The sequence below is a fragment of the Bacillus sp. AG4(2022) genome, assembly GCF_031844465.1.
Classification (GTDB): Bacteria; Bacillota; Bacilli; order Bacillales; family Cytobacillaceae; genus Bacillus_AB; species Bacillus_AB infantis.
Genome location: NZ_JAUZVH010000003.1, coordinates 143,212 through 168,125, shown reverse-complemented (window position 1 = coordinate 168,125; position 24,914 = coordinate 143,212). Strand labels below are relative to the sequence as shown.

The window sequence follows — 24,914 nt, the reverse complement described above, 5'->3', positions numbered from 1 at the left end:
TATAAGGGAAAAAGACATATTTGTCCAGTCCGTTTTTAGGAAACAGGTTTGAAGAGCGGCTTGAAGGGAATGGGTTAAACAGCAGCAATGTGCAATTTATCTACTAGGGGGAAATTCAATTGGACTCATTTTTAGAGCTTGTGGGAAGTATATCGGCTTGGCTGTGGGGGCCGCCGATCATCATCATCCTGGCTGGAACAGGCATATATTTAACCTTTTTACTGGGATTCTTTCAATTCAGATACCCGGTTTATATTTTCAAGCAGACCTTCGGCAGTGTGTTTAAAAAGCCGAAAGGAGAAGGGACGGTCACTCCGCTTCAGGCACTGACATCTGCACTGTCCTCGACAATCGGAGCGGCTAATATCGTCGGTGTCCCGGCAGCCATCATGTTCGGCGGACCCGGCGCAGTCTTTTGGATGTGGGTGATCGCTTTGATCGGCATGGCCATCAAGTTTTCGGAAAGCGTTCTGGCGGTCAAGTACCGGGAAAAGAATGAAGACGGCGAATATGTCGGCGGGCCGATGTACTATATGACAAAAGGGCTCAATATGAAATGGCTGGGTGTCTGGTTTGCCTTTGCGCTTATGATCGAGCTGATCCCAAGCATCATGGTGCAGGGAAATGCGGTGTCATCGGCTGTTTCAGAAACATTTGAAATCAATGGATTGTGGACGGGAATTGCTGTTGCAGCAGTTGTATCATTAATTGTATTCGGCGGCATCAAGCGGATCGGACAGGTGACTGAAATCCTGGTTCCGTTTATGGCATTGATTTATGTAGGAACAGCACTTGTAATCCTTTTTATGAACATCAGCAAGGTTCCTGAGGTATTGGAATTAATCTTCACATACGCGTTCCAGCCGGCAGCGGCGATGGGCGGCTTTGCAGGTGCAGCCATCGGCGAGGTCATCCGCTGGGGCTTTGCGAGAGGATTATATTCCAATGAAGCAGGACTTGGAACTGCTCCGATTGCCCATGCGGCCGCACAGACGGACCATCCTGTACGGCAGGGCTTTTGGGCGATCGTCGGCATTGTCGTTGATACGCTGATTGTCTGCTCTGCGACAGCTTTTGTGGTGCTGTCTTCAGGCGTCTGGCAGAGGGAAGGAGCTATGGATGATCCGTCATCCCTGACAACAGCAGCTTTTTCCCAGTATTTCGGACAGACAGGCAGCCTCATTGTTACGATTTCACTTATATTCTTTGTTGTATCAACGATCATTGTAGTCATTTTCTACGGATCAAAGCAGGCGGAATTCCTGTTTGGCGATTTTGCCGGACAGGCTATCAAGTTTGTTTATATCGGAGCTATCGTGCTTGGGTCGGTCGGCGCTGCGCAGACGATCTGGCAGTTCCTTGACCTGGCGCTGGCAGCAATATTGGTTCCAAACATCATTGCCGTCCTTCTGCTGAGCAAGCAGGTGAAAGAGCTTAAAAATGAGTTTTTTACCTCGGAGAAATACTATTTGAAGGATATTAAAAAGAAAGATGATGCGGCATAAAGAGGCGGGGATTTCCCCGTCTTTTTTTGTGCAAACCCTTGTGTGGTCTGACTTCATACCTATAAGTCAGACCTATGTTTTTTCCCGAAACCCATTGTCCTTTCGTTAAACAAGTGTTTATAATTTAGACAAAAGTTTATAAAGGCGGTGAAACGCTGTGAATGAAAAAGAGCAATTCATTTTGAATCTGATAAAAGAGGATCCGTTCATTTCCCAAAGTGAGATTGCAGAGAAGACGGGGTTGTCACGCTCGGCTGCAGCAGGCTATATTTCCTCGCTTGCCAGGCAGGGTAAAATTCTTGGAAGGGCTTATATGCTGCCGAACAAGAAAGAAGTTCTCTGCATCGGCGGGGCTAATATTGACCGGAAAATTCAGGCTATTGGCAAAATTGAAAGCGGTACATCTAATCCGTCGGCCAGCTCGCAGTCATGCGGGGGCGTTGCCAGGAATATTGCCGAAAACCTTGGGCGCCTTGGCTGCGACGCAAGTCTTATGACGGCAGTGGGCGATGATGCTGAGGGCAGCTGGCTGCTGGGCTATACAAAGGATTTTGTCGACATTTCCCCTTCCCAGACATTGCCTAATACAGCAACAGGAACATATACAGCTGTTTTGGACCATGACGGCGAAATGACAGTCGCTTTTGCCGATATGGCCTTATACGATAGCATAGATTCAGATTTTATCGAAAAAAGATGGGGCTATATTGCCTCAGCAGAGGTTGTCCTGCTCGATACCAATTTTCCGGCAGAAGTATTGAAAAAGACGATTTCCCGCTGCTACGAAGAGTCTGTTCCGCTTTGCATCACGCCGGTCTCGTCCCCAAAGGTGAAGAAGCTGCCTGAAAATCTGATGGGTGTCACATGGCTGATCGCCAATCATGACGAAGCTGAGACACTGTCAGGAATGAAGATTAATAGTGATGGAGATTTCTTTAAAGCAGCCGAGAAGATCATGAAAAAAGGCGTGGAGAAGGTCGTCATCACAAGAGGAGACAAAGGGCTGATTTTCTACACGAAGGAAGGCGAGGCAGGGGTGCTGCTTCCGCCTAAGATCAAGGTACAGGATGTGACAGGGGCAGGCGACTCGCTGGTTGCCGGAATCCTTTACGCCCACCTGAAAGGGCTTAATACAGAAAATGCCTGCAAAATCGGCATTGCCTGCAGCATGCTGACACTGCAATCAGAAGAAACCGTCAGTCCGATTTTAAATAATGTCAGACTGCAGGAAACATTTCAGCAAAATTTCAGCTAAAAAAGGAGACTCATACTATGTTAGAAAACTATCTTGAATTCTCAGAAGAAGTATTGGAAGCAAGAAAAGCAAATAAACCGGTTGTCGCATTGGAATCAACAATCATTTCCCATGGCATGCCATACCCGCAGAATATCGTGACAGCCAAAGAAGTAGAAGAAATCATCCGCCAAAATGGTGCGGTGCCTGCAACCATCGCCATCATCAATGGAAAAATAAAAATCGGCATCTCTGAGGACGAGCTCGAATTCCTCGCTCAAAGCAAGGACATTGAAAAAGCCAGCCGCCGCGATCTTCCTTATCTGATCGCCCAGGGCAAAAATGGCGCAACCACTGTAGCAGCAACCATGATCTGCGCAGAGCTTGCCGGCATTGAAGTATTCGTCACAGGCGGCATCGGCGGTGTCCACCGTGAAGCGGAAACAACCATGGATATCTCTGCTGACCTGCAGGAGCTCGCCCAGACCAATGTAGCAGTCGTCTGTGCAGGCGCCAAATCCATACTGGATATCGGTCTGACCCTTGAATACCTGGAAACACACGGCGTCCCGGTCGTCGGCTATGAAACAGACAAGCTGCCGGCATTCTACACCCGGACAAGCCCATTTGACGTCAACCACCGCGTGGATGCGCCTGAAGATGCCGCCAGCCTGATCCGCACAAAATGGGAGCTTGGCCTGAACGGCGGAGTCGTCATCGCCAATCCGATACCGGAAGGGGATGCCCTGGAAGAAAGCTTCATCACCAACGTCATCGAAACAGCGCTTCAAGAAGCGAAAGACAATCAGATTGCCGGAAAGCTGGTCACACCTTTCCTCCTAAGCAAAGTAAAAGAACTGACAGAAGGAACAAGCCTCACAGCCAACATCGCGCTAGTTAAGCATAATGCCGAAGTTGGAGCGAAGATTGCGGTTGGGCTGCAGAAATAAAATGGTGGAGAGCCGGTCCCTGGGTGGGGGGCCGGTTTTTTACTGTCTTTTTTTCTGTTCACGATTATATTTAAGAAAATCAAGATAATAGCTGAAGTCCTCTTTTGAAATGCCCTGTTCTATTGCTTCGTGTACAATTTCAATCCACTCTGGATCTGCTGCAATCTCGGAATTTTGATCTTTGGCATGATCCTCGATCTCAATCAGTTCATCAAGCCGCACCTCCAATGCTCCTGACAGCTTGGATAAGATCTGGAGTGATGGATTCATCTGGACGTCTCTTTCAATATAGCTGAGATATGACTTAGAAATGCCAGCCTTTTTTGCCAATGCATTAAGTGAGTAGCCATTTTTTAATCTCAGAGATTTTAATTTTTTTCCGAGCATATAATCTACCCCTTACACGCATTTTATACATTATAACGAACGATTAAGTAATTTATAAAATACAAAATAGTGAGAAAACGAGAGGAAATACAAGATAAAGAACGAAAAACGTTCTATTTGACGAAAATATGAATAAATATGGAAATTTATTTCAGGAGAGGCATAAACTATACTATTTCTAACTTAGCAGAAGCATTTTTTGGAAGGAGACCCCCCATGTACCGAAAAAACTGCCCTAAATGCCACCGCCCATCCTACAGCAGCAGTGAAATAGGCGAATGGCTCTGCCCGGTGTGCGGCAATGATCTGTCGCTGTTTCCCTTTTTTGATGCTTTTACATTTGAGCAGCTTCCGGTGAAGGTTGTGCCTTTTAAGAGGAAGATGGAGATCTATAAGGGAAGGGCCATTAAATAGATAGAGGAAATAAGGCCTACCTAAAAGCTGTCGACTAAATGAGCAAAATTCTAACACGTTACCCTTAGATTCACCGGGCCATAAGTCTCATGAACTTTTGGGAAATTTCTAAAACTACCCAATTAACCTTCTTTTTGTCGAATAATAGCTTAAAAATATTTGAAGAATTTGACAAAAAGCAACACGAAAATGTTGGGAAAACTTTTATAGTAGTCTTAAGAGGATATGAAAAAAGCAGGAGTGAGCAGAAAAAGGCAAACCTGTTGAAAGATGGGGACGCAAAGTCACAGGTCTACCGCGCTTATCGATAGTAAAGTCGGATGAGGCGCCAGGACGGCTGGATTGCCTGGAATACGAAATGTATTTTAGGGGGAAGAGAAGGGTTATGAAAAATAATTTGCAGGAATTGGACTTGGAATGGGTGGCACTAATTGCGGAAGCAAAGAATATTGGCCTGAAAAAAGAAGATATACTTAACTTTCTTGCCGGCCAGCCGGCAGTGGATCTGATAGCGGATAACGGCTGAAAACTAACAACAGAATATAGAAAGCTAAGTGTTTCTCTGCAGGAGAAATGCTTTTTTATTTTGCGGGGACATTGGAGGTTACGGAGGCTGTCAAGCTTGATGACTGGTTGTCCTTTTTTGTATAACAGCCTCGGAGCAATTACTTTTTTTGATTGATCCTCCATTTATTGAATTCGAGGAATTCGCGGAACTGGTCCTTTGAGATGCCGGAATCCATTGCTTCTTTGACGATGTTCATCCATTCAGAATCCAATTCTTCTTTATTGGGCTGGTCCAGGATCAGTGTATCAACCGGAACATGAAGAACAGCAGAAATTTTTTCTAAAAATTGAATGGAAGGATTCGTCTGAAGATTTCTTTCCAGGGAGCTTAGGTAGGATTTTGCTACGCCTGCCTGTTCAGCGAGCTCTGATAATGACATCTTTCTCTCCTGACGCAGTCTTTTTACACGTTCGCCAATCATTGTTCCACACACCTTTTGTCCAGAAGTTATTTGATCGAAGAGTTATTTATTAAGAACGATTTGTTCAATCACTATATTTCATTTTAACACAATTGTAATATCTTTTCCTAAGAGTCCAGACGAAAAAATCAAATTTTTCTTAATAGAAACTGAATCCGCTGAAGACTTGAACTTTACGTTAACGTAAATGTTATATTGGTGTCAGAATAGTTAAAGAATTTAGGTGATAATGTGGAATACACCATTTCTGAGCTGGCAAAGGCTTTCGATGTCAGCACCAGGACCATCAGATATTATGAAGAGCTTGGCTTATTAAGCCCTAATAGAAATGAAAATGGAAGAAGAATTTTTGCCAAAAAGGATTATATCCGCCTGAAGCTGATTTTCCGGGGCAAGCGCTTCGGATTTAAGCTGGATGAAATAAAAGAAATGATCGTGCTCTTTGACCAGGACCGTTCAGGGCGGAAGCAGCTGGAGCGGACGGTCGAGTATGGCAGGGACAGAGTAAAGGAGGTGAACGCCCGCATCGAGGAGCTGCTTTTTTTAAAAGAAGAAATGGAAAAGATGCTGGACCAATTTGAAAAAAGGCTGAACGAAAAGGGGGATCATATATGAACGTATCTGAATTGCTGGCGAGGAACGGAAGGAAATATCCAAACAGGGAGGCTGTCATTTCCGGGGAGGAGAGGCTGTCTTATAAAGAGCTGAACAGCAGGGTCAATAAGCTGGCAGATGCATTGAGGACGAGGGGCTATGAGAAAGGAGATAGAATTCTGCTTTTCATGCCAAATGTTCCGGAATTTGTGGTTACGTATTTCGCGGCGATTAGGATTGGTGCGCTGATTGTGCCGGTGAACAGCCGGCTGACGGCCTCGGAATTGGGTTATATCCTCGAACATAGCGGAGCGAGAGCTTTGTTTGCCCATGAAATGCTGCTTGAACAGACGGGAACCCTGAATGAAAGGGCTGGTCTCGAGTGTGTGAAGACAGGTGCAGCAGCGGCTGGCTGGGCCAGTTTTGAAGAGCTGGTGACGGGCGGCCGGGATATGGATGCGGGAATTCCTTTGATGGAGGATGACGAGGCCGCGATCCTTTATACGTCAGGGACGACCGGAAGTCCGAAGGGGGTGCTGTTCACTCATCGCAATATTCTTTCATCAGCGATCATGATGGCGGTGGAAATGTCCATGCAGCCGGAAAGCCGCATGCTCCATTTGATGCCGCTGAGCCACTCGGCGCCGCTTCATCTGTTCCTGATTGCAGGCACTTATGTGGGGGCAGCCCATATCATGGCTCCCATTTTCACACCGGAAGTTTTGTTAAAGCTCGTTTCTTCGGAAAAAGCGACCCATTTCTTCGGTGCACCAGTTGCCTATCTTTTCACAGCCAAGCAGCCTGATATCGAAAAATATGATTTGTCTTCAATGGAGTATTGGGTATACGGCGGGGCTCCGCTTGGGGAAAAGGAAGTCAGGCTGGTGAAGGAGCGGCTGAAAACGGACAGCCTTTATTGTGTGTATGGACTGACAGAGGCCGGTCCGAGCGGGACCCTGCTGCTGGCTGGCGAGCATGGACAGAAGGCAGGCAGCATCGGGAAGAGAGCGGCGCTCGGAACGGAGATCATGATTGCCGATGAAAAAGGCAATCCAGTCGAGCCAGGCGAGGCTGGCGAAATCCTTCTGAAGGGCGAAGGCGTGATGAAGGGGTATTATAAGGATTCCGAAAAAACAGCGGAAACGATTAAGGACGGCTGGCTCTATTCCGGTGATATGGCCAGGTATGACAAGGATGGATATATCTGGGTTGTCGACCGTAAGAAGGATATGATCATTTCCGGCGGCGTCAATATTTTTCCGAAAGAGATTGAGGAACTGCTGGCTTCGCATCCTGCCATTGCCGAGACAGCAGTTGTCGGCGTGCCGCATCCGGAGTGGGGCGAGACAGTTAAGGCCTATGTTGTGCTGAAGCAGCCGGGCAGTCTGGATGAGAGTGAGTTAAAGGCATTTTTGTCAGGAAAAATAGCTGATTATAAGATACCTAAATTATATGAAGAAATAGAGGCGCTGCCGCGGAATGCGACAGGTAAGATTTTGAAGCAGTCATTGAGGCAGCAGAAGCAATCTGTTTGAGGAGGGGCAACCTATGAATTTTTATCAGGAAGATCCGAATTTGGCATTTGTGCTGAAGCAGTATATGGATGAGGAATTTTTTGCATGGGCTGAAAAGGAGCTTGAAACGTTCGGGGGGTTATGTGCCGGGGAAATTGACGAGCGGGCGGTCCATACCGACAGGGAAGGCCAGCCGCGGCTGATTAAGTATGACAAAATGGGCAATGATATTTCCCATGTCTGGCTGAATGAGGGATACAGGAAAACGGTGGAGCAGACTTATAATGCCGGCATTGTCGGCTATGTCCATAAGGAAATTCCCGAGCTTGGGCGCAAGGGGAATTATGTGTATTCGTATGCACAGGGATATCTGCTGTCGCAGACAGAGCCTGGCTTTTACTGCCCGGTTACTTTGACGATGGCGACCGCATATCTGATCGACCATTATGCGGATGAAGAGCTGAGGGAGAAGTATTTGCCTCATGTGATCAGCACTGGCGAGACCGAGCTGTTTGAAGGGGCGACCTTTTTGACCGAGCGGCAGGGCGGCTCTGATGTAGGTGCTAATGAGGTGAAGGCTGTTCGGGAGGATGGGGCTTACCGGATTTATGGGGAAAAATATTTTGCCTCCAACGCGGGTGCGTGCGGAGTGGCGATGGTTTTGGCAAGGAGAGAGGGGGCGGCTTCTGGATCGAAAGGCTTGAGCTTGTTCCTTGTTCCATGGAGGAAGGAGACCGGCGAGCTGAACGGACTTGAGATCAGGCGGCTGAAGGATAAGCTTGGCGTCCGCGCTGTGCCGTCAGGAGAAGTGGTCTTCCACGGGGCAGAGGCCCATCTGGTAGGCGATGCGGATAAAGGAATCCACTATATGATGGAGGCGCTTAATCTGTCGCGGATCTGCAATAGCGTGGCTAGCATCGGCATCATGCAGCGGGCTTTTTTGGAGGCGAAACAATACGCTTTTGTGCGGAACGCCTTTGGCAGCAGGCTTGCTGACTTTCCGATGGTAAAAGAGACACTTGCCAAGCTGGCTTCAAAGCAGGAGGTTGAGACGAGTGCCGTGTTCAGTCTGATTGCGCTGTATGACCGGGTTGCGGCAGGCGAAGCTTCGCGCGAAGAGGAAGCGATGAACCGGCTTTTGATCGCACTGCTGAAGAAAGAAACAGCTGAGCAGGCCATTCATTTTGCGCATGAATCGATTGAGATGCATGGCGGGAACGGCTATATTGAAGACTTTGTCACACCGCGGCTATTGCGGGATGCGCAGGTGCTGACGGTTTGGGAAGGTACAGCTAATATTCTCGGGCTTGAGATTTTGAGATTGATAGAGAAGTTTCGGGCAGATGAGCTGTTTGTTGGGAAAATGGAGGCGGAGCTTGAGGGGCTGGATGAGCGGCTGCAGGAGTTTGCGGCACCTGTTTATGAGGGGCTGTTGAGGTTGAAGGAATTGCTTGCGGCTGTTGGACGCGCAGATCGCGATATGCAGACGTACCACTGCAAGCGGGCAGCTGTGCTGATGGGGAAAATCTATGAAAGTGTGATTGCTTTGAAGGATGCAGCTGTCGGTGGTGAGCGGAAAGAGATTGTAGCGCGGGTGTTTTTGAATGATATTTGGGGGCTGACTGAGGTTTTGGATGAAGAAATGCTGCCGGTGAAGCATTTTGATGTGCTGATGCATGTGGGGGAAGCGGTGGAAGTGGAAATTTGAATGGAGTGGGGCGCTGAATCTGGGATTTGGCGCTTTTTTTGTGCTGTGGGGGTGGTTTGCTGGTGGTTCGGCGGGCGGTTATTTGCGAGTTTCGGAATTTATTTGCGAGTTTTGGGATATATTTGCGACTTTGCTGGGTTTATTTGCGAGTTTTCGATTATATTTGCGACTTGGGGCGGTGGGTGTGGCACAGTTGAGGGGGCGGCTGGCTGGAAGGGAGCTGCTGCCGGGCGGATATTAGCAACTTTTTCATTTTATTAGCAACTTTCTCCATATATTAGCAACTTTTAAATTATATTAGCAACTTTCAGGTTTTATTAGCAACTCCGCCGCCAGCCCGCCACACCGCATCCCGGTGCCAGGCACCCCGCCCCGAAAAACAGCGCCAATTCTGCTTTCACGCTGCCAAGGTGCCTGGCACCACCATTTGGATGAAGAAATGCTGCCGGTGAAGCATTTTGATGTGCTGATGCATGTGGGGGAAGCGGCGGAAGTGGAGGTTTGAGTGGAGTGGGGCGCTGAATCTGGGATTTGGCGCTTTTTTTGTTTGTGCGGTGGGTTGGCTGGCTGGGGGTTCGGCGGGCGATTATTTGCGGGATTTTTGATATATTTGCGAGTTTGCTGGGTTTATTTGCGAGTTTCCGATTATATTTGCGACTTGGGGCGGCGGGGGTGGCTCGGTTGAGCGTGCCGCTGGCTGGAAGGGAGCTGCTGCCGGGCGGATATTAGCAACTTTTTCGTTTTATTAGCAAGTTTTCCAGTATATTAGCAACTTTCGCCATATATTAGCAACTTTTCATTTATATTAGCAACTTTCAGGTTTTATTAGCAACTCCGCCGCCAAGCCGCCACACCTCCACCGCCCCGGTGCCAGGCGCACCACCCCTCACAAACTCCGCACCACAAACCCTCCCGCCAACCCAAACCGCTCCCCAAACCCCATCCCCCCAGCACACCCCCTGGTTTCAAAATCCCCATTCCAGGCTATAAGATGAGAAAAAGGTGGTGGACTGGATGGTTCTTAAGACAGAGGTGGCGATATTGGGCGGCGGAATCGGCGGGCTGACGCTGGGGCTGAAGCTGGCGCAGGCGGATGTGCATGTGACGGTGATTGAAAAGCTTGATGGTCCGTCGCCGGTGTATAAGGGAGAGCTGCTGCAGCCGAAGAGTCTGCAGATTTTTGAGCAGCTGGAGATCCTGAGTGAGATTGAGTATAACGGCCATAAGTTTTCGAGGATCAATTTTTCCGAGATTGATGAAGAGGAAGAAGAGCTGGCGATGGATTACCAGGTGCTTCCCGGGGAATTTGATTATGCGCTGATGATTGAGCATGAGACGCTGAAGGGCATTCTCCTGAAGCATGCGATGAGCTATTCCAATTTCGAATATATAAAAGGCGGGCTTGGCAAAGGGTATTGCGAAGACCGGCTGATTGTGGAGGTGCGGAAGCGGAAGGAGCAGTTTTCGCTGAAGGCGGATTTCTATGTCGGGGCAGAGGGCCGCAACTCCCTGACGAGAAAGAAGATTGAGAGCGAGACGAAGAAGATTGATTATAATCATCATTTCCTGACGGTGACTTTCCCGCGGCCGGACAGTTTGACAGAAGGGCAGATCATTACGGCGAAGGATAAGTTCCTCGGATTGTTCCCGCTTCCGGACAACAAGGTCCGTTCGGTGTATCTCATACCGGAGGGGACTTATAAGGAGTTTCAGGAGAAGGGGATCGAGCATTTCCATCAGAAGTACATCGAGCTGTACCCGGAGCTTGATGGTTATGTGACGAAGCTGAAGAGCTGGAAGGATATTCAGCTGATGATTCCGACCGCCTTTTATGCAGATAAATATGTGGACGGCAACCATGTCATCCTTGGCGATGCGGCGCATACGGTCCATCCGATGGCCGGTGAGGGCATGAATATGGCGATCCAGGATGCCGATGTGCTCGGCGAGCTGCTGGTGACGATGTATGAGACAGGGAATCTCAGCCCGAAATGGCTGAGCTGCTATGAAAAAGTCCGCAAGCACCGGGCGGAAAAAATGATCAAGTTCAGCCATTTATCAGCACTTGCCTATTCCTATCCTTATCAGCTTGTGACAGGGATCAGGCAGAAGGGGCTGAAGCAGATCGAAAGGGACAAGAAGCTGCAGTTCAAACAGATGCTGAATATTTCAGGACTCGGATTCTGGCAGGAAAGCCTGCTGGACCGCGCCATTCAGATCGGGATGCTGCCTGCCCGCGAGAAGAAGCTCTCGCCTGCAGAGAAGGAAAGTTATTTTTACAAAGAAAAGGATGACTATCCTTGGAAAACGAAATTGGCAGGAGGCGTGCTATGATCTCGGAATATATAAGACTATTAAAAGCAAGGAACTGGATGAAGAAAAACCAGCCTTTCCTGTACAGCTGGCATGCTTATGTGGGATTTGAGCTGGATTTGTTCTCCCAGTTCAAGGATCCGAAGACGGTCCGCGAGGTGGCGGCGGCGCATGATTACCAGGAGGAGCTCCTCACCAGATGGGTGGAGGTGGGACTGGCGGTCAAGCATCTGAAGAAGAAGCGCGATGGAAAAATCAAGACCGCCTCAAAATTCAGCCTCCCCTCATCGCCTAAGAATCCGCGTTCGACAGGTGTCATCCTGAAGGAAATGATGGAGCTCCATATCCCGACACTGCTGACCTATCCGGATATGCTGCGGAAAAATGAGCGGAACACATTTGACAATGACGAGCACGGACCGACCGTGGCACGGACTTCCTCCCTCTTGGAGCAGCTCGCACTGCCAAAGATGTCCAAGGTAATAAAGAATAATGATATAAAATCGATTCTGGATGTAGGATGCGGCGAAGGAGGGTATCTTAAACGGATCAGCCAGAAACATCCGGACATTACCATGACCGGTATTGAAATCAATGAAGATGTTGCAGAATCTGCAGCCGGCAATTGTGCTGACAATCCGAATATCAGCATCGTCCATGCGGATATGCAGGAATATGAACCGGAGAAAAAGGCAGATTTGATCATGATCAATAATCTCCTTCATTATATTGAGCCTGAGGAACGGGAAGGCTTGTTTGAGCGGATGAGCGGCTGGCTGTCGGATAAGGGGACGATCACTGTCATTACCCCGATTCTTCATTCCAAGAAGGGCGAGGAATTTTCAAGCGTCTTCAACAGCTTTTTCTCGGCATTTGAAAATCTGTATGCCACCCCGACGGAAGAAGATATGATGAAAATAGCCGGCAAGCTCGGGATGGAAATAAAGACCTTCAAGCCGATCATCACAGAAGGCGGATGGTATTTCGTTGAGCTGGGACGGGCATAGAAAAAAGACGGGGCAGGTGCTCCGTCTTTTCCTGTGCAGATGGCAATAAGGCACTCTAGCCGAAATAATCAACCGGGCATTCTGCCTCTACTTGCCGGGAGCCGGGAATCCTTGTGCCTTTTTCGGCAGGTCCCTGTATTTCATTCAGAAGCTGGGTGAGCTCTTCCCGGCGCTTGTCATCTATGCTGAACTCCAGCCCATATTGTGTGACAAGGTCCGATTTTTCTTCTTTCCAGACAATATGCCCATCAAGGCTGAGTGTTTCTCCAAGAATCTTTGTTTGGATCTGAAAGAGAATATCCTGTCTGATCGGCAGTTTGATGTTGGTATACAATCTGGCGCCGCCGGGTCCGATATTTTCGATCAGCACTTCATTTTTGCCCATCTCGACCTGTTTATCTTTCAGCTTGAGGATGGTCAGGTCAGCACTGAGAGGGAGGGGAAGATCGATCCGGAAATACTTCCTTTGTTTTTTCAGCTTGTCCAAGCCTTTACCGCCGTCCGGCAGAATATACCCTTCTTTTAGAAAGTCCCTGAACACTATGCCGGAAACAGGCCGGGAAAAGAGAAAGCCCTGGATTTCATCGCAGCCCTTCTTTTTGAGAAAATCCAGCTGTTCAAATTCCTCGACTCCCTCAGCGACTACCTTCATATTCAGACCATGGGCCATGTCGATCAGGCTGGAGGTAATGGTGGCGTCCTCCAGATTGGAGATGATATTTTTGGTAAAAGATTTGTCTATTTTTAGCGTATTGAACTTGAATTTCCTAAGGTGCGTTAGCGATGAAAAGCCTGTTCCAAAGTCATCGAGAGACAGTTTTATTTTTAGCTGCCCAAGCTTTTCAAGCTCCTGGAGGACCTGGTCCGAATAGTGGATCAGGCTGGATTCAGTCAGCTCCAATTCAAGCAGCGTGGGGGAAATTCCATGCTTTTGGCAAAGGTCCCCGATCATTTCGGCCAGATTATTTTTGTAAAAGCGCTGTCCTGACACATTGATGGAGATTGGCACAAGGGAGAGGCCGCCTTTCTGCCATTCCTCCATCTTGGCTATCACATTTTCGATCACCCAGTCTCCGATTTCAACGATCAGCCCTGACTCTTCCGCAACAGGGATGAATTCCATCGGGGATACGATGCCCCAGTCAGGATGGTTCCAGCGCAGCAGCGCTTCGGCGCCTGCCAGCTTATGGGTCCTTGGCTCGATCTTTGGCTGGAATTCCACGTAAAATTGGTCATCCTTCAGAGCATTCCGCATATCTCTTTCCAGGCAGTACTTTTTGAATGATTCAATATTCATGGATGCGTTGTACACCTGATGGCTGCTTTTGCCCATCTGCTTGGCATGGTACAGGGCGGCATCGGCATTGCGCGCCAGTTCCTCCGGCGTGCTGCCATTATTGGGATACAGGCTGATCCCGATGCTTGCCGTAATGAATAATTCGTAGCCTTCAATCTCGTAGGGCTTCTGGATGGTGCCTGTAATTTCCGCTGCCAGCCTGCTTGCATCCTCAATGCTCTCAACGTTCGGCGCGATAATGGCAAATTCATCGCCGCCCATCCTGGAAGCAAAATCATCCTTCCGAATTGAGGCCTTTATCCTCTCCGCCGCCTCTTTCAGTACCTGATCGCCAATCGGATGGCCCAGGGTGTCATTGATATGCTTAAATCGGTCAAGATCCAGATACATGATTGCGAATTTTTCCGGATTTTTGTCCTCGAACAGGCCATTCAGGGTCTGGTCGAACAGGCGCCTGTTCGGCAGGCCTGTCATATAATCATGATAGGCGAGGAATTCCATTTGTGCCTCGGCCTGCTTTTGGGCTGTGATATCAGCCACAATACCATCCAGGCGAATGAGCCGGCCATTTTCATCATAGATGGGGATCAGGTGGTCGCTTACCCATTTGAGCTTTCCATCCCTCGTGATGATTCTGTATTGCTGCTTGATAATATTTCCTTCTGATATTTTATTCTGATTGTTCATCACTTCCCGCATATCATCCGGATGAATAGATCTATTCCATATACGGGGATCTCTATACAGTTCTTTTTTGGTATACCCATAGATAGCAAGGATCGCATCAGAACAGATCAGAACCTTTTTGCCAGCGGGGTCGAGCGACCATACACCCACATCTGAATTATTATAAAAGCTCTTAAATTGCTCTGTGTTCTCAGCCAGTCTGTCCTCTATTTCCCGCTGTTCCGTCACATCGCGCGAAATGCCGACCGCCCGTTCAGGATTGCCGTCACCATCGAGGATCAAGGTGGACTGACGATGGAGCCGGCGTACTTGGCCGTCCTTCCGGATGATCCGGTATTCCAAATCTGCCGGGGTCTTTTCCTCCAGGGATGCATGGTAATTTTTCAGAAACGGTGCAAGGTCCTCCGGGTGGATAAAGTCTTTATAATAATCAAAAGAAGGAATGAATTCATCTTTTGATACTCCGAACATTTCATACATATGCTCAGACCAGTAGGCGTAGTCTTCCTTGAAATAGTAGTCCCAATATCCGAAGTCAGCCGTCTTCTGGGCGAGATTGAGCCTTTCCTCCGCTTTCTGCAGCTTGCGCTCCTTATCAGCCAGTTCGGTGATATCCTTGGCAATCCCGAATACGCCGGTTATCTGATTATCTGTAATGATAGGAATATTTGTGATATTTGCATCAAACTTTTCCCCGGATCTGTTGATGCCGGTCATATTGTAGTTTTGCGGTTTTCCTTTTGCGGCCAGTTTAAACATGCGCAGCACAAGACTCATAGATTCCGGGGCAACAAATTGCCTGAAAGATATTCCATGCATGTCGGGATCATAATCGAACAAACGGACGAGGGATTCGTTAAAGGCTGTCACATCTCCGTTTAGATCCAGTGAATATACGGCATCCGGATGGTTGTCAAAAAGAGATCTGTACATCTGTTCACTTATGCTGAGCTTTTGCTTTAAGTTTTCCTCGGCTGTAATATCCTTTGAGATCCCAATGATCCCGATGGTTTGGTTTTCCTGGATAATCGGGATGGCGACACTGTTTAACAGAATCAGCCCGCCGTCTCTGCGGTTGATCCGGAAAATATGTGTTTGGGTAGAACCCTGCAATACTGCCTGGAAGCTTGTCTCTGCCTCGGGGAGGTCTTCCTTGCAGACAAAGGGAAAAAATCCCCTCTTTTGAATTTCTTCTGCACTAAATCCTGTGGCCTTAACGGCCGCCTCATTTACTTTAAGGATTTGGCCTTCTTTATCCAGTATGTAAGCCAGGTCTGATGTGTTCAGGAATAAGCTTTCATAGATATGTATATTTTCAACCAGGGGGGCACCTGGTTCTTGAATAGTTGTTTTCAATTTGTGATTTTCTATTTTTTTCAATGATTTCTTCACCTTTCTATTAATCTGGCAAGGTGTCATGCTAAAAAAATAGCAAGCAGCCCGGCTGCCATAGCAAAAGCCTTAGGCCCGCAGCTTTGCGTCTTTTACTTTCATAAAATTTGCCACTTATATAGTAACATATCCCTAATGTGGAAATCCTGGCAATTATTTTGGTAATATATAACTGATAACATGATTAGGCATTCTCAAACCGCTTCTATAACGGTAAAATAACCTTAGGTGATTAATAATGAAGAATAAATATCTGCTCATATACGAAGAACTGGCATCAAAGATACAGGATGGATATTATCCTGCAAGAAGCATTCTGCCGTCTGAAAATGAATTGACGGAGATGTTTGAGACATCGAGGGAAACGATTCGGAAGGCGCTGAATCTGCTGGCGCAGAACGGGTTCATCCAGAAGATACGGGGGAAGGGCTCGATTGTGCTTGATCTCAAGAAGCTGCAGTTCCCGATTTCCGGCCTGGTCAGCTTTAAGGAGCTGGCAGGAAAGATGGGCCAGAAGGCGGAAACCGATGTCGCGGAGTTTGCACTTGCGTTCCCGGATGATGATTTGATGAGGCAGCTGCATATCAAGGAAGAGGAAAAGATATGGAAGGTATGCCGTGTGCGGAAAATCGAGGGTGAGCGGATCATCCTTGATAAAGATTTCCTGGTAGAAAAATTGGTTCCCGGCCTGACAGAAGAGATTTGCCGCAATTCAATATTTGAATATATCGAGAACACGCTGAACCAGAAAATCAGTTTTGCGAAAAAGGAATTCACTGTCGAGGAGCCGACAGACGAAGACCGGAGGATGCTGGACCTGGAAGGATACCATTCCGTCGTCGTCGTGAAAAATTATATCTATTTTGATGATGCATCCCTTTTCCAATATACTGAATCACGCCACCGGCCGGACAAGTTCCGATTTGTCGATTTTGCCAGGCGGATGGACATGCCTTCAGGCTGACAGGATGTGCTGGATCGGGCTTGAAAAAATAAGAAAATGGGTAAAAACTAACAGATTAAAGTCTGTTAGTTTTTTTTGTTGTGAAAAATCCTTGAGAAGGGGTAATAGCATGAATATATATAATCTGATTGGCATCGGCATTGGTCCCTATAATTTAAGCCTGGCGGTGATGCTAAAGAAGGTCCCTGGACTGACGGGGCTCTTTTTTGACAAAACACCGGAATTCTCCTGGCATCCCGGCATGCTGATTGAAGGCTCGGAGATGCAGGTGCCGTTTCTGGATGACCTGGTCACATTGGCTGATCCGACAAGCCCATACACGTATTTAAATTATCTGCACGAGCATGACCGGCTGACCCAGTTTTCCTATTTTCACCGGCTGGAGATCCCGAGGAAGGAATATAATCATTACTGCCAATGGGCAGCTTCAAATCTGGACAATTGCAGGTTCGGCATGGAAGTGGCGGATGTGCGGGACAGGGAGGAGAATGGAGAGCGCTTTTTTGAGGTGACAGTGCTGAATATGGAAAATGGGCAGGAAGAGACTTATTTTGCCTATAATCTGATTCTCGGCACAGGGAATGAACCATTGGTGCCGGGCCATATGAAGGAATTCCTGGGGGAGGATTGCATCCACTCCAGCTGCTATCTGCAGTACAAGGACAAGCTGGTTGAGGGCGGGTCCATCAGTGTCATCGGTTCAGGGCAGAGTGCTGCGGAAATCTTTTATGATCTTCTGCAATGCCAGAAAACGCATGATTTTCAGCTCAACTGGCTGGCCCGCTCTGCCGGATTCCTGCAGCTGGAAAGCACAAAGCTCGGCCAGGAGTTTTTTTCACCGGAGTATGTGAATTATTTTCACAGCCTTCCTTATGAGGAGCGGATCCAGTCACTGGATACATTGAACGGCCTCCGCAATGGCATTGAGCCGGGGCTGCTGGACCTTATCTACAAAGAGCTTTATCACCAGACAATCGGCGGCGAGTCCAGCCTAGCGAGGATTCAGCCGCACGCGGAGCTTCAGGGGATGGAGCGCACATCATCCGGCTTCGCGCTGCAGCTCCAGCAGAAACAGGCAGAAACACCTTTTAAACTGGATTCTGACAAAGTGGTCCTGGCGACGGGTTATCGGCCGCATCTGCCTGACTGGCTGCTCAGCCGCTATGGGGACGAAATCATCTGGGAGGGAGAGCGCGAATTCAAAGTGTCTCTCTCATATGAAATCCTTTTTAAAAAGAAGCGCACAAACAGGATCTTCACCCTGACCAATATTGAGCATTCCCACGGGGCCGCTGCCACCCATCTCGGCTTGTCAGTCGACAGGAACAGGCGGATCATCAACACCCTTGCTGAAAAAGAAATCTATAAAAGCAACAAGAAAAACGTCTTTCACCGCTTTGTCCCGAGGGAAGAAGAAGTTGTACAGTAAAACAAGGTTTTATCACTGCCCAGGGAGGGAAATCTCATTAATGTGATCAAATTTAAAGGAGATGACCAAATTGGCTAAAATCGCATGCTTAATTACCGAAATGTTTGAAGACGTAGAGTATACAGATCCTGCGAAAGCTTTCAAAGAAGCAGGACATGAAATTACGGCAATCGAGAAGGAAGCAGGCAAATCTGTCAAAGGCAAGCAGGGAGACGCAACCGTGCAGATTGATAAAGGGATCGATGATGTAAATCCTTCCGACTTTGATGCACTTTTCCTGCCAGGCGGATTTTCTCCTGACCAGCTTCGTGCCGATGACCGTTTTGTCCAGTTTGCAAAATCCTTCATGGACGACATGAAGCCTGTATTGGCAATCTGCCACGGACCGCAGCTGCTCATCACAGCAAAAACGCTTGATGGAAGAGATGCGACAGGCTTCAAATCCATCCGCGTCGACATGGAAAACGCCGGCGTCAACTTCAAGGACCAGGAAGTTGTCGTATGCCAGAACCAGCTGGTAACAAGCCGCAACCCGGATGACATCCCGGCGTTCATTAAAGAGTCATTGAATGTACTTTCAAAATAAAATGGAGCAGGAGCGGGGGCGCTTGGTTGAGCGTGGCCCGCTCTTTTTTTGCGCTTGGATTTGGGTATTTTTGTAAAGTGGAAAAATTATTGCTGTTTTTGGGGTGAATCCTGCTTAAAGTGGGGTGAAAAAACCGCAATCCGGGGAGAAAAAAACAGATTTTGGCATGAATAATTTAAAATGTAGAGACAATGGCTTTTTTCCCAGCTGGAAATGCCCATAAAACACACTCAAAATAGAAGGGGGCGGGGCGGTTACATGAGTGGTGACCGTTCTTTTTTTGATGGTAAATAGGTATTTTTGTAAAGAGGAAAAATTATTGCTGTTTTTGGGGTGAATCCTGCTTAAAGTGGGGTGAAAAAACCGCAATCCGGGGAGAAAAAATCAAATTCTAGGCAGAATAATCCTAAATCCAGGGAGAGTGGCCATTTCCTGTTTTGTGGCACACCCAGCCCTCCAAACATATAGTGGTAAAAGGCATTAGGCGCCATTCCTTTGAAATTCTTCCTTTGTCGCGATAAGATAGAGAAAGGGACTTTTTTGCTATCTGAACCATATACAGTTTTACATAAATGAGCGGGGAAGGCAGGTAAAATGATGATTGTATTGAAATCAGCGCGTGAGATTGAAGCGATGAAAAAAGCGGGCGAAATTCTCGCCTCGTGCCATAAAGAGATTGCGAAGAGAATCAAGCCGGGTGTGACCACTTGGGAAATCGATGAGTTTGTGGAGGGATTCCTTAAGGAACATGATGCGACTCCGGAGCAGAAAGGCTATAAAGGCTATAAATATGCGACCTGTGCCAGCATTAATGATGAAATCTGCCACGGTTTTCCGCGCAGGGAAGAATTGAAGGACGGCGATATTGTCACGATTGATATGGTTGTCAGATATAACGGGGCGCTCGCAGATTCTGCCTGGACCTATGCGGTCGGCAATCTGTCCGAGAAGCACCGCAAGCTGCTGGAGGTCACAAAGGAAGCCCTCTATAAAGGGATCGAGCAGGCTGTGCCTGGCAAGCGGATCGGGGATATCGGCCACGCCATCCAGACCTATGTCGAGGGTGAGGGCTTCTCTGTTGTCCGCAATTTCATCGGGCACGGAATCGGCAATGTGATTCATGAAAAGCCGGATGTGCCGCACTTTGGCCTTGCTGGAAAAGGGCCGCGCATCAAGGAAGGGATGGTTTTCACCATCGAGCCGATGGTCAATGTCGGCGTGTATGACACGAAAATGGACAATAACGGCTGGACAGCGAGGACGGCAGACGGCAAATTCTCTGCGCAGTATGAGCATACCATTGCGGTTACGAAGGAAGGCACATTGATTTTGACAGATCAGGAATAAATGGAAGGAAGGCTCTCAGGCCTTCTTTTTTTTTTGATAAATATATTACATGGGGCTATTATTTTTACATTTTGATTCGGTTCAATCCCCGCCTTTTGGGGCCAGCGAGTCGTGGCCGCTTCAGAAAAGGCAGCCTGTTCTCCCATAACTTCTGCCTGCCACTATAAATAGTTTGCAGACATAGGTTTTTGGATAAGCCATCTCTTAATTTTTGAATAGACTGAATGAGAAAACCGAGTTATATAGATGAAAAACATAAAGAAGCAGATTTAAATATACCTCGGTTTTCTTGATGATCACCATGAATGGATGGAGATTTATTGCAAGATTAATAGCTCCCAATGAATAAAAAATTTCTGAAAGGAGCTAAAAAAGGCGGGGATATATTGACATTTTTCTTAACGGGACCTATCGAAAATAATCCAGTTGGAGGTAGCCGTCCCACAAGGCAGGTAACAGTTAAGGTTGCAAATAGAAGTATTGCTCTTAGCGGCAATATTAAGATCGAAGGCTATAATCTGACTGGAAGCCGCAGTTTGTATGTATTGGAGCAATTTTCACTGGCTCCAAATTCAGTGGTCACAAAAAATTACTTTGCAGATTTAAACGCTTTTGAGTACACCTTTGAGACAGGCGGGTCTGCTGAAGAGGCAATAGAAGTGTCTGTATGGGGAAAAGATGCCAATGGACAGCTTGTAGCAGCCCACCGATTAGTTTCAGACGAGCTATTAGGTGAAGGTAATGGGGAGCAGGGCCCTCAGGGTCCTCAGGGAGCAACCGGAGCCCAGGGCCCGCAAGGAAATACAGGAGCAACCGGAGCCCAGGGCCCGCAAGGAAATACAGGAGCAACCGGAGCCCAGGGCCCGCAAGGATCAACGGGAGCAACCGGAGCCCAGGGCCCGCAAGGAAATACAGGAGCAACCGGAGCCCAGGGCCCGCAAGGATCAACGGGAGCGCAAGGGCCGCAAGGAAATACAGGAGCAACCGGAGCCCAAGGGCCGCAAGGAAATACAGGAGCAACCGGAGCCCAAGGGCCGCAAGGAAATACAGGAGCAACCGGAGCGCAAGGCCCGCAAGGAGACACAGGAGCAACCGGAGCCCAGGGCCCGCAGGGAGAAACAGGAGCAACCGGAGCGCAAGGGCCGCAAGGAAATACAGGAGCAACCGGAGCCCAAGGGCCGCAAGGAAATACAGGGGCAACCGGAGCGCAAGGCCCGCAAGGAGAAACCGGAGCAACCGGAGCGCAAGGCCCGCAAGGAGAAACCGGAGCAACCGGAGCCCAAGGGCCGCAAGGAGAAACCGGAGCCACAGGAGCCCAAGGGCCGCAGGGAGACACAGGAGCCACCGGAGCCCAAGGGCCGCAGGGAGAAACCGGAGCAACCGGAGCCCAAGGGCCACAGGGAGAAACCGGAGCAACCGGAGCGCAAGGGCCGCAGGGAGAAACCGGAGCAACCGGAGCCCAAGGGCCGCAGGGAGACACAGGAGCCACCGGAGCGCAAGGACCGCAGGGAGAAACCGGAGCAACCGGAGCGCAAGGGCCACAGGGAGAAACCGGAGCAACCGGAGCCCAAGGGCCACAGGGAGAAACCGGAGCCACCGGAGCGCAAGGGCCGCAGGGAGAAACCGGAGCCACCGGAGCCCAAGGGCCGCAGGGAGAAACCGGAGCCACCGGAGCCCAAGGGCCACAGGGAGAAACCGGAGCCACCGGAGCGCAAGGACCGCAGGGAGAAACCGGAGCCACCGGAGCGCAAGGGCCGCAAGGAGAGACCGGAGCCACCGGAGCCCAAGGGCCACAGGGAGAAACCGGAGCCACCGGAGCCCAAGGGCCGCAGGGAGAAACCGGAGCAACCGGAGCGCAAGGGCCACAGGGAGAAACTGGAGCCACCGGAGCCCAAGGGCCACAGGGAGAAACCGGAGCCACCGGAGCCCAAGGGCCACAGGGAGAAACCGGAGCCACCGGTGCCCAAGGGCCGCAGGGAGAAACCGGAGCCACCGGAGCGCAAGGCCCTCAAGGTCCTCAAGGTCCGCAGGGAGAAACAGGAGTCTTTGACCCGGCCGCAACCATTGTGAATGTCGGACCTAATGTAAATTCTCAATTTAATGAATTAAGGACTGCCGCAAGAACATCAATTGTAGAGCTTGTATCAGTATACGGCCTATCTGATTTAAGGGATGTCACTACTGTTACCGGGAGCGGTACGGTAGGAACTAATAATACAGAGTTTATATTAAGCACAACTGCTAATGGGACAGATTCTGCTGTGCTGGAAACGGCTGAAAGAGGCAGATATCAGCCTGGTTTTAGTGGGGAAAGCGGGATTGGTGTACGTCTTCCAAGCCCTCCGACTGGTTCCCAGGTTGTCAGATGGGGACTATTTGACGATGAAAACGGAGCATTTTTTGGACAGGATGCAACGGGTGTTTTTATTGGAATCAGGAGAGCAGGAACAGATATAGACATCATTCCTCAAGCTTCATGGAATGTGGATCCTCTCGACGGAACGGGTCCAAGCGGGGCTACACTTGATCTTTCTGAAGGTAATATATTCCAAATTGATTTTACCTGGTATGGGTATGGAGTGATCTCCTTTTCCGTAGTTATACCAAATCCACTCACCCTTGCCCAGGAAGTTATTACTGTTAATAGGTACTCGCCGACGGGCCAAACAAGCTTTACAGATCCTAATCTGCCAGTAAGAGCAGAGGTGGAAAATAACGGCACTGCAAGTCCACTCAGCTTATTTGTGGGAGGAAGGCAGTACTCAATTATCGGTGAATATGATCCTGTTTTCCGTATTACCTCGGAAAGAAGGCAGGTAACAGCTACCACAACTTTAACCCCTGTAATCTCATTCCAGAGAAAAGCGATATTCCCGGCTGGCTCAGGGAGGCCGAACTCTGTGAGTGTAAAATTGGAAGGGGTAGATCTGCTGCCAACCACAGATATCTACTTCCAAATTCTTCTGGACCCAGTTATAAACGGAACATTTGTTGACTTCCCTACAGCTACAACAAATATACCTTCCAATGAAACGGCACTGCTTGTAAACACAACATCAACAACATTGACAGGGGGCCAGGTCGTCTTTCAGGGATTAGCTGCATCAGGTGCACCGGGGAACAACCGGGTATTGGTTTCAGCTGAACTGTTAGACTTCGAACTTCCTGATGACAGCATCGTAACTCTAGCAATAGCGACGTTTACAGGCACAAGCTCAGTGATATCCGCCTTTAGGGTGACGGAAGAGTGGTAACAGTAGAAAATTCAGGGAGGGAATATTTTGTCAGATATCATAATTTCAAATATTGGCCCCAATGTTAATTCTCAGTTCAACGAGCTCCGGGTTGCGAGTAAATTTCCCGTTGTAGAATTAACTTCAGTTTACGGCCTGTCAGATTTGAGGGATGTGGTCACAACTGCCGGCGGCGGTACAGTTACAAATGATGGTACCGAATATCTCATCAGTACAGGAGTTGGAGGAACGGACACCGCAATTCTTGAAAGTGCACTGAGAGGACGGTATCAGCCAGGGTACGCAGGTGAAGCAGGAGTCGGTGTACGGCTGCCCGTGAACCCGACAGGCACTCAAGTGGCAAGATGGGGATTGTTTGACAGTGAAAATGGTGCTTTTTTCGGTACAACAAGCAGTACAATATTTGCTGCAATCCGCAGAGGCGGTGTTGATACAGTCATACCGCAGGCTTCATGGAATGTGGATCCGTTGGATGGCAGTGGACCCAGCGGTGCCACATTGAGTTTAAGTGAAGGTAACATCTATCAAATCGTTTTTACGTGGTATGGCTACGGTGTAGTCGAATTTAGAGTTGTTATTCCAAATCCATTAACACTTGCCCAGGAAGTCGTCACTGTCCATAGATATGTGCCAAGCGGACAAACAAGCTTCATTGACCCGAACCTTCCCTTGAGAGGTGAAGTAGATAATGCGGGTACAGCCAGCAGTCTCACCTTATTCATGGGTGGACGGCAGTATACAATTATAGGAAAGTTCAATCCAGTATTTCGGATTACCTCAGAGGTAAGGTCTGTATCAGGAGTCGGGGCAACACTTAGGCCTGTTATCTCTTTTAGAAGAAAAGCAGAGTTCCCGGCAGGTTCCGGAAGGCCAAACTCGGTAAATGTACTTCTTCAAGGAGTAAATATAGTATCCTCTCTTGATATTGCATTCCAGGTGCTGGTAGGGGGAACTGTCGATGGGACATTCGTTAATTTTCCGACAGCCACTACCAATATTCCTGATGATGAAACCAGTTTATTGGTAAATAATAACTCCACTACCTTTACTGGAGGGGAAGTAGTCTATCAGGGAGTGAGTTCAGGAGGAAGCAGTATCAGCCGGGTAACAGCTCAGGCAGAACTGCTTGACTTTCAACTGCCCGATGATGAAATTGTAACATTGGCTGTAGCTAACCTTGAAGGAGGTACTGCAACCGTTAATGCTACGTTCCTGGTTTTAGAAAGCTGGTAAAAGAGATTACAGACTGTTCCAATGCGATTGGGACAGTCTATACATAAGGACCTCTTGGGAAATTAGTGTCAAAAGAGATTTATCACGCAGCCGCATTAGCCCGTCTTTAT

19 protein-coding genes, 1 pseudogene and 2 riboswitches are annotated in these 24,914 nt (G+C 48.5%); of the genes and pseudogenes, 17 read left to right on the top strand and 3 right to left on the bottom strand.

Going from position 1 to position 24,914, the window contains the following annotated elements:
• The first annotated feature begins 119 nt into the window (after positions 1-119).
• The 3 genes from Q9R36_RS09690 (at position 120) to Q9R36_RS09680 (ending at position 3,689) form a co-directional block, all read left to right on the top strand.
• A complete protein-coding gene (locus Q9R36_RS09690; protein ID WP_311225037.1) occupies positions 120-1,505 on the top strand; it encodes an alanine/glycine:cation symporter family protein in 1,386 nt (461 codons plus the stop codon).
• A gap of 157 nt (positions 1,506-1,662) precedes the next feature.
• Positions 1,663-2,760 carry a carbohydrate kinase gene (locus Q9R36_RS09685; RefSeq protein ID WP_311225036.1) on the top strand — a complete coding sequence of 366 codons (1,098 nt, stop codon included), beginning with the start codon at positions 1,663-1,665 and terminating at the stop codon, positions 2,758-2,760.
• A gap of 17 nt (positions 2,761-2,777) precedes the next feature.
• Positions 2,778-3,689 (top strand): pseudouridine-5'-phosphate glycosidase, encoded by a 912-nt coding sequence (locus tag Q9R36_RS09680; RefSeq protein ID WP_101551192.1) that lies wholly within the window; start codon positions 2,778-2,780, stop codon positions 3,687-3,689.
• A 39-nt stretch (positions 3,690-3,728) separates the two neighbouring features.
• On the opposite strand, the gene Q9R36_RS09675 is transcribed toward Q9R36_RS09680, so the two are convergent.
• Complete coding sequence (locus Q9R36_RS09675) at positions 3,729-4,076, bottom strand: helix-turn-helix domain-containing protein (protein ID WP_101551194.1); 348 nt, start codon at positions 4,074-4,076, stop codon at positions 3,729-3,731.
• Positions 4,077-4,292: 216 nt separating this feature from the next.
• Here Q9R36_RS09675 and Q9R36_RS09670 point away from each other — a divergent pair, with 216 nt between their 5' ends.
• The gene (locus Q9R36_RS09670; protein WP_311225035.1) at positions 4,293-4,490 is read left to right on the top strand and encodes a hypothetical protein; all 198 of its coding nucleotides are present in this window, start codon (positions 4,293-4,295) and stop codon (positions 4,488-4,490) included.
• 243 nt (positions 4,491-4,733) lie between these two features.
• Positions 4,734-4,840, top strand: a riboswitch (cyclic di-GMP riboswitch).
• Between the two features lie 35 nt (positions 4,841-4,875).
• Positions 4,876-5,016: an anti-repressor SinI family protein gene (locus Q9R36_RS09665; protein WP_101551199.1), complete on the top strand. Its 141-nt coding sequence runs from the start codon at positions 4,876-4,878 to the stop codon at positions 5,014-5,016.
• 139 nt (positions 5,017-5,155) lie between these two features.
• On the opposite strand, the gene Q9R36_RS09660 is transcribed toward Q9R36_RS09665, so the two are convergent.
• Positions 5,156-5,479, bottom strand: coding sequence for a helix-turn-helix domain-containing protein (locus Q9R36_RS09660; protein WP_009792142.1), 324 nt, complete (start codon positions 5,477-5,479; stop codon positions 5,156-5,158).
• 231 nt (positions 5,480-5,710) lie between these two features.
• Here Q9R36_RS09660 and Q9R36_RS09655 point away from each other — a divergent pair, with 231 nt between their 5' ends.
• From Q9R36_RS09655 to Q9R36_RS09635, 5 genes are all read left to right on the top strand, one after another.
• Positions 5,711-6,094 carry a MerR family transcriptional regulator gene (locus tag Q9R36_RS09655; RefSeq protein WP_094769821.1) on the top strand — a complete coding sequence of 128 codons (384 nt, stop codon included), beginning with the start codon at positions 5,711-5,713 and terminating at the stop codon, positions 6,092-6,094.
• Entirely contained in the window at positions 6,091-7,608 is a 1,518-nt protein-coding gene (locus tag Q9R36_RS09650) for a class I adenylate-forming enzyme family protein (protein ID WP_311225034.1), read from the top strand. Before Q9R36_RS09655 ends, Q9R36_RS09650 begins: the two co-directional genes overlap by 4 nt.
• Positions 7,609-7,621: 13 nt before the next feature.
• Entirely contained in the window at positions 7,622-9,295 is a 1,674-nt protein-coding gene (locus tag Q9R36_RS09645) for an acyl-CoA dehydrogenase family protein (RefSeq protein WP_311225033.1), read from the top strand.
• Positions 9,296-10,309: 1,014 nt separating this feature from the next.
• Entirely contained in the window at positions 10,310-11,629 is a 1,320-nt protein-coding gene (locus Q9R36_RS09640; RefSeq protein ID WP_009792136.1) for an FAD-dependent oxidoreductase, read from the top strand.
• Complete coding sequence (locus tag Q9R36_RS09635; protein ID WP_101551213.1) at positions 11,626-12,615, top strand: class I SAM-dependent methyltransferase; 990 nt, start codon at positions 11,626-11,628, stop codon at positions 12,613-12,615. The genes Q9R36_RS09640 and Q9R36_RS09635 overlap by 4 nt, the downstream gene beginning before the upstream one ends.
• Before the next feature lie 55 nt (positions 12,616-12,670).
• On the opposite strand, the gene Q9R36_RS09630 is transcribed toward Q9R36_RS09635, so the two are convergent.
• On the bottom strand, positions 12,671-15,979 hold the full coding sequence (locus tag Q9R36_RS09630; RefSeq protein ID WP_311225032.1) for an EAL domain-containing protein: 3,309 nt from the start codon (positions 15,977-15,979) through the stop codon (positions 12,671-12,673).
• Positions 15,980-16,030: 51 nt separating this feature from the next.
• A riboswitch (cyclic di-GMP riboswitch) is annotated at positions 16,031-16,113 on the bottom strand.
• 116 nt (positions 16,114-16,229) lie between these two features.
• On the opposite strand from Q9R36_RS09630, the gene treR reads away from it, so the two are divergent.
• The 7 genes and pseudogenes from treR (at position 16,230) to Q9R36_RS09600 (ending at position 24,804) form a co-directional block, all read left to right on the top strand.
• The gene (treR, locus tag Q9R36_RS09625; protein ID WP_101551215.1) at positions 16,230-16,955 is read left to right on the top strand and encodes a trehalose operon repressor; all 726 of its coding nucleotides are present in this window, start codon (positions 16,230-16,232) and stop codon (positions 16,953-16,955) included.
• A gap of 109 nt (positions 16,956-17,064) precedes the next feature.
• On the top strand, positions 17,065-18,384 hold the full coding sequence (locus tag Q9R36_RS09620) for a lysine N(6)-hydroxylase/L-ornithine N(5)-oxygenase family protein (RefSeq protein ID WP_311225031.1): 1,320 nt from the start codon (positions 17,065-17,067) through the stop codon (positions 18,382-18,384).
• A gap of 61 nt (positions 18,385-18,445) precedes the next feature.
• Positions 18,446-18,970 carry a type 1 glutamine amidotransferase domain-containing protein gene (locus Q9R36_RS09615; RefSeq protein WP_253616268.1) on the top strand — a complete coding sequence of 175 codons (525 nt, stop codon included), beginning with the start codon at positions 18,446-18,448 and terminating at the stop codon, positions 18,968-18,970.
• 597 nt (positions 18,971-19,567) lie between these two features.
• The gene (gene map, locus Q9R36_RS09610; RefSeq protein WP_009792130.1) at positions 19,568-20,317 is read left to right on the top strand and encodes a type I methionyl aminopeptidase; all 750 of its coding nucleotides are present in this window, start codon (positions 19,568-19,570) and stop codon (positions 20,315-20,317) included.
• A 743-nt stretch (positions 20,318-21,060) separates the two neighbouring features.
• A pseudogene (locus Q9R36_RS26140) lies at positions 21,061-22,077 on the top strand (collagen-like protein); the annotation flags it as partial.
• Between the two features lie 306 nt (positions 22,078-22,383).
• Complete coding sequence (locus Q9R36_RS26135) at positions 22,384-23,571, top strand: hypothetical protein (protein WP_396137113.1); 1,188 nt, start codon at positions 22,384-22,386, stop codon at positions 23,569-23,571.
• 27 nt (positions 23,572-23,598) lie between these two features.
• Entirely contained in the window at positions 23,599-24,804 is a 1,206-nt protein-coding gene (locus Q9R36_RS09600; protein ID WP_129613714.1) for a hypothetical protein, read from the top strand.
• The last annotated feature ends 110 nt before the right edge of the window (positions 24,805-24,914 follow it).

Bases quoted from the DNA above. Each gene is read 5' to 3' on its own strand.
- Q9R36_RS09680 (WP_101551192.1), top strand. From the start codon at position 2,778: ATGTTAGAAAACTATCTTGAATTCTCAGAAGAAGTATTGGAAGCAAGA.
- Q9R36_RS09675 (WP_101551194.1), bottom strand. From the start codon at position 4,076: ATGCTCGGAAAAAAATTAAAATCTCTGAGATTAAAAAATGGCTACTCA.
- Q9R36_RS09670 (WP_311225035.1), top strand. From the start codon at position 4,293: ATGTACCGAAAAAACTGCCCTAAATGCCACCGCCCATCCTACAGCAGC.
- Q9R36_RS09665 (WP_101551199.1), top strand. From the start codon at position 4,876: ATGAAAAATAATTTGCAGGAATTGGACTTGGAATGGGTGGCACTAATT.
- Q9R36_RS09660 (WP_009792142.1), bottom strand. From the start codon at position 5,479: ATGATTGGCGAACGTGTAAAAAGACTGCGTCAGGAGAGAAAGATGTCA.
- Q9R36_RS09650 (WP_311225034.1), top strand. From the start codon at position 6,091: ATGAACGTATCTGAATTGCTGGCGAGGAACGGAAGGAAATATCCAAAC.
- Q9R36_RS09645 (WP_311225033.1), top strand. From the start codon at position 7,622: ATGAATTTTTATCAGGAAGATCCGAATTTGGCATTTGTGCTGAAGCAG.
- Q9R36_RS09640 (WP_009792136.1), top strand. From the start codon at position 10,310: ATGGTTCTTAAGACAGAGGTGGCGATATTGGGCGGCGGAATCGGCGGG.
- Q9R36_RS09635 (WP_101551213.1), top strand. From the start codon at position 11,626: ATGATCTCGGAATATATAAGACTATTAAAAGCAAGGAACTGGATGAAG.
- treR (WP_101551215.1), top strand. From the start codon at position 16,230: ATGAAGAATAAATATCTGCTCATATACGAAGAACTGGCATCAAAGATA.
- Q9R36_RS09620 (WP_311225031.1), top strand. From the start codon at position 17,065: ATGAATATATATAATCTGATTGGCATCGGCATTGGTCCCTATAATTTA.
- Q9R36_RS09615 (WP_253616268.1), top strand. From the start codon at position 18,446: ATGACCAAATTGGCTAAAATCGCATGCTTAATTACCGAAATGTTTGAA.
- map (WP_009792130.1), top strand. From the start codon at position 19,568: ATGATTGTATTGAAATCAGCGCGTGAGATTGAAGCGATGAAAAAAGCG.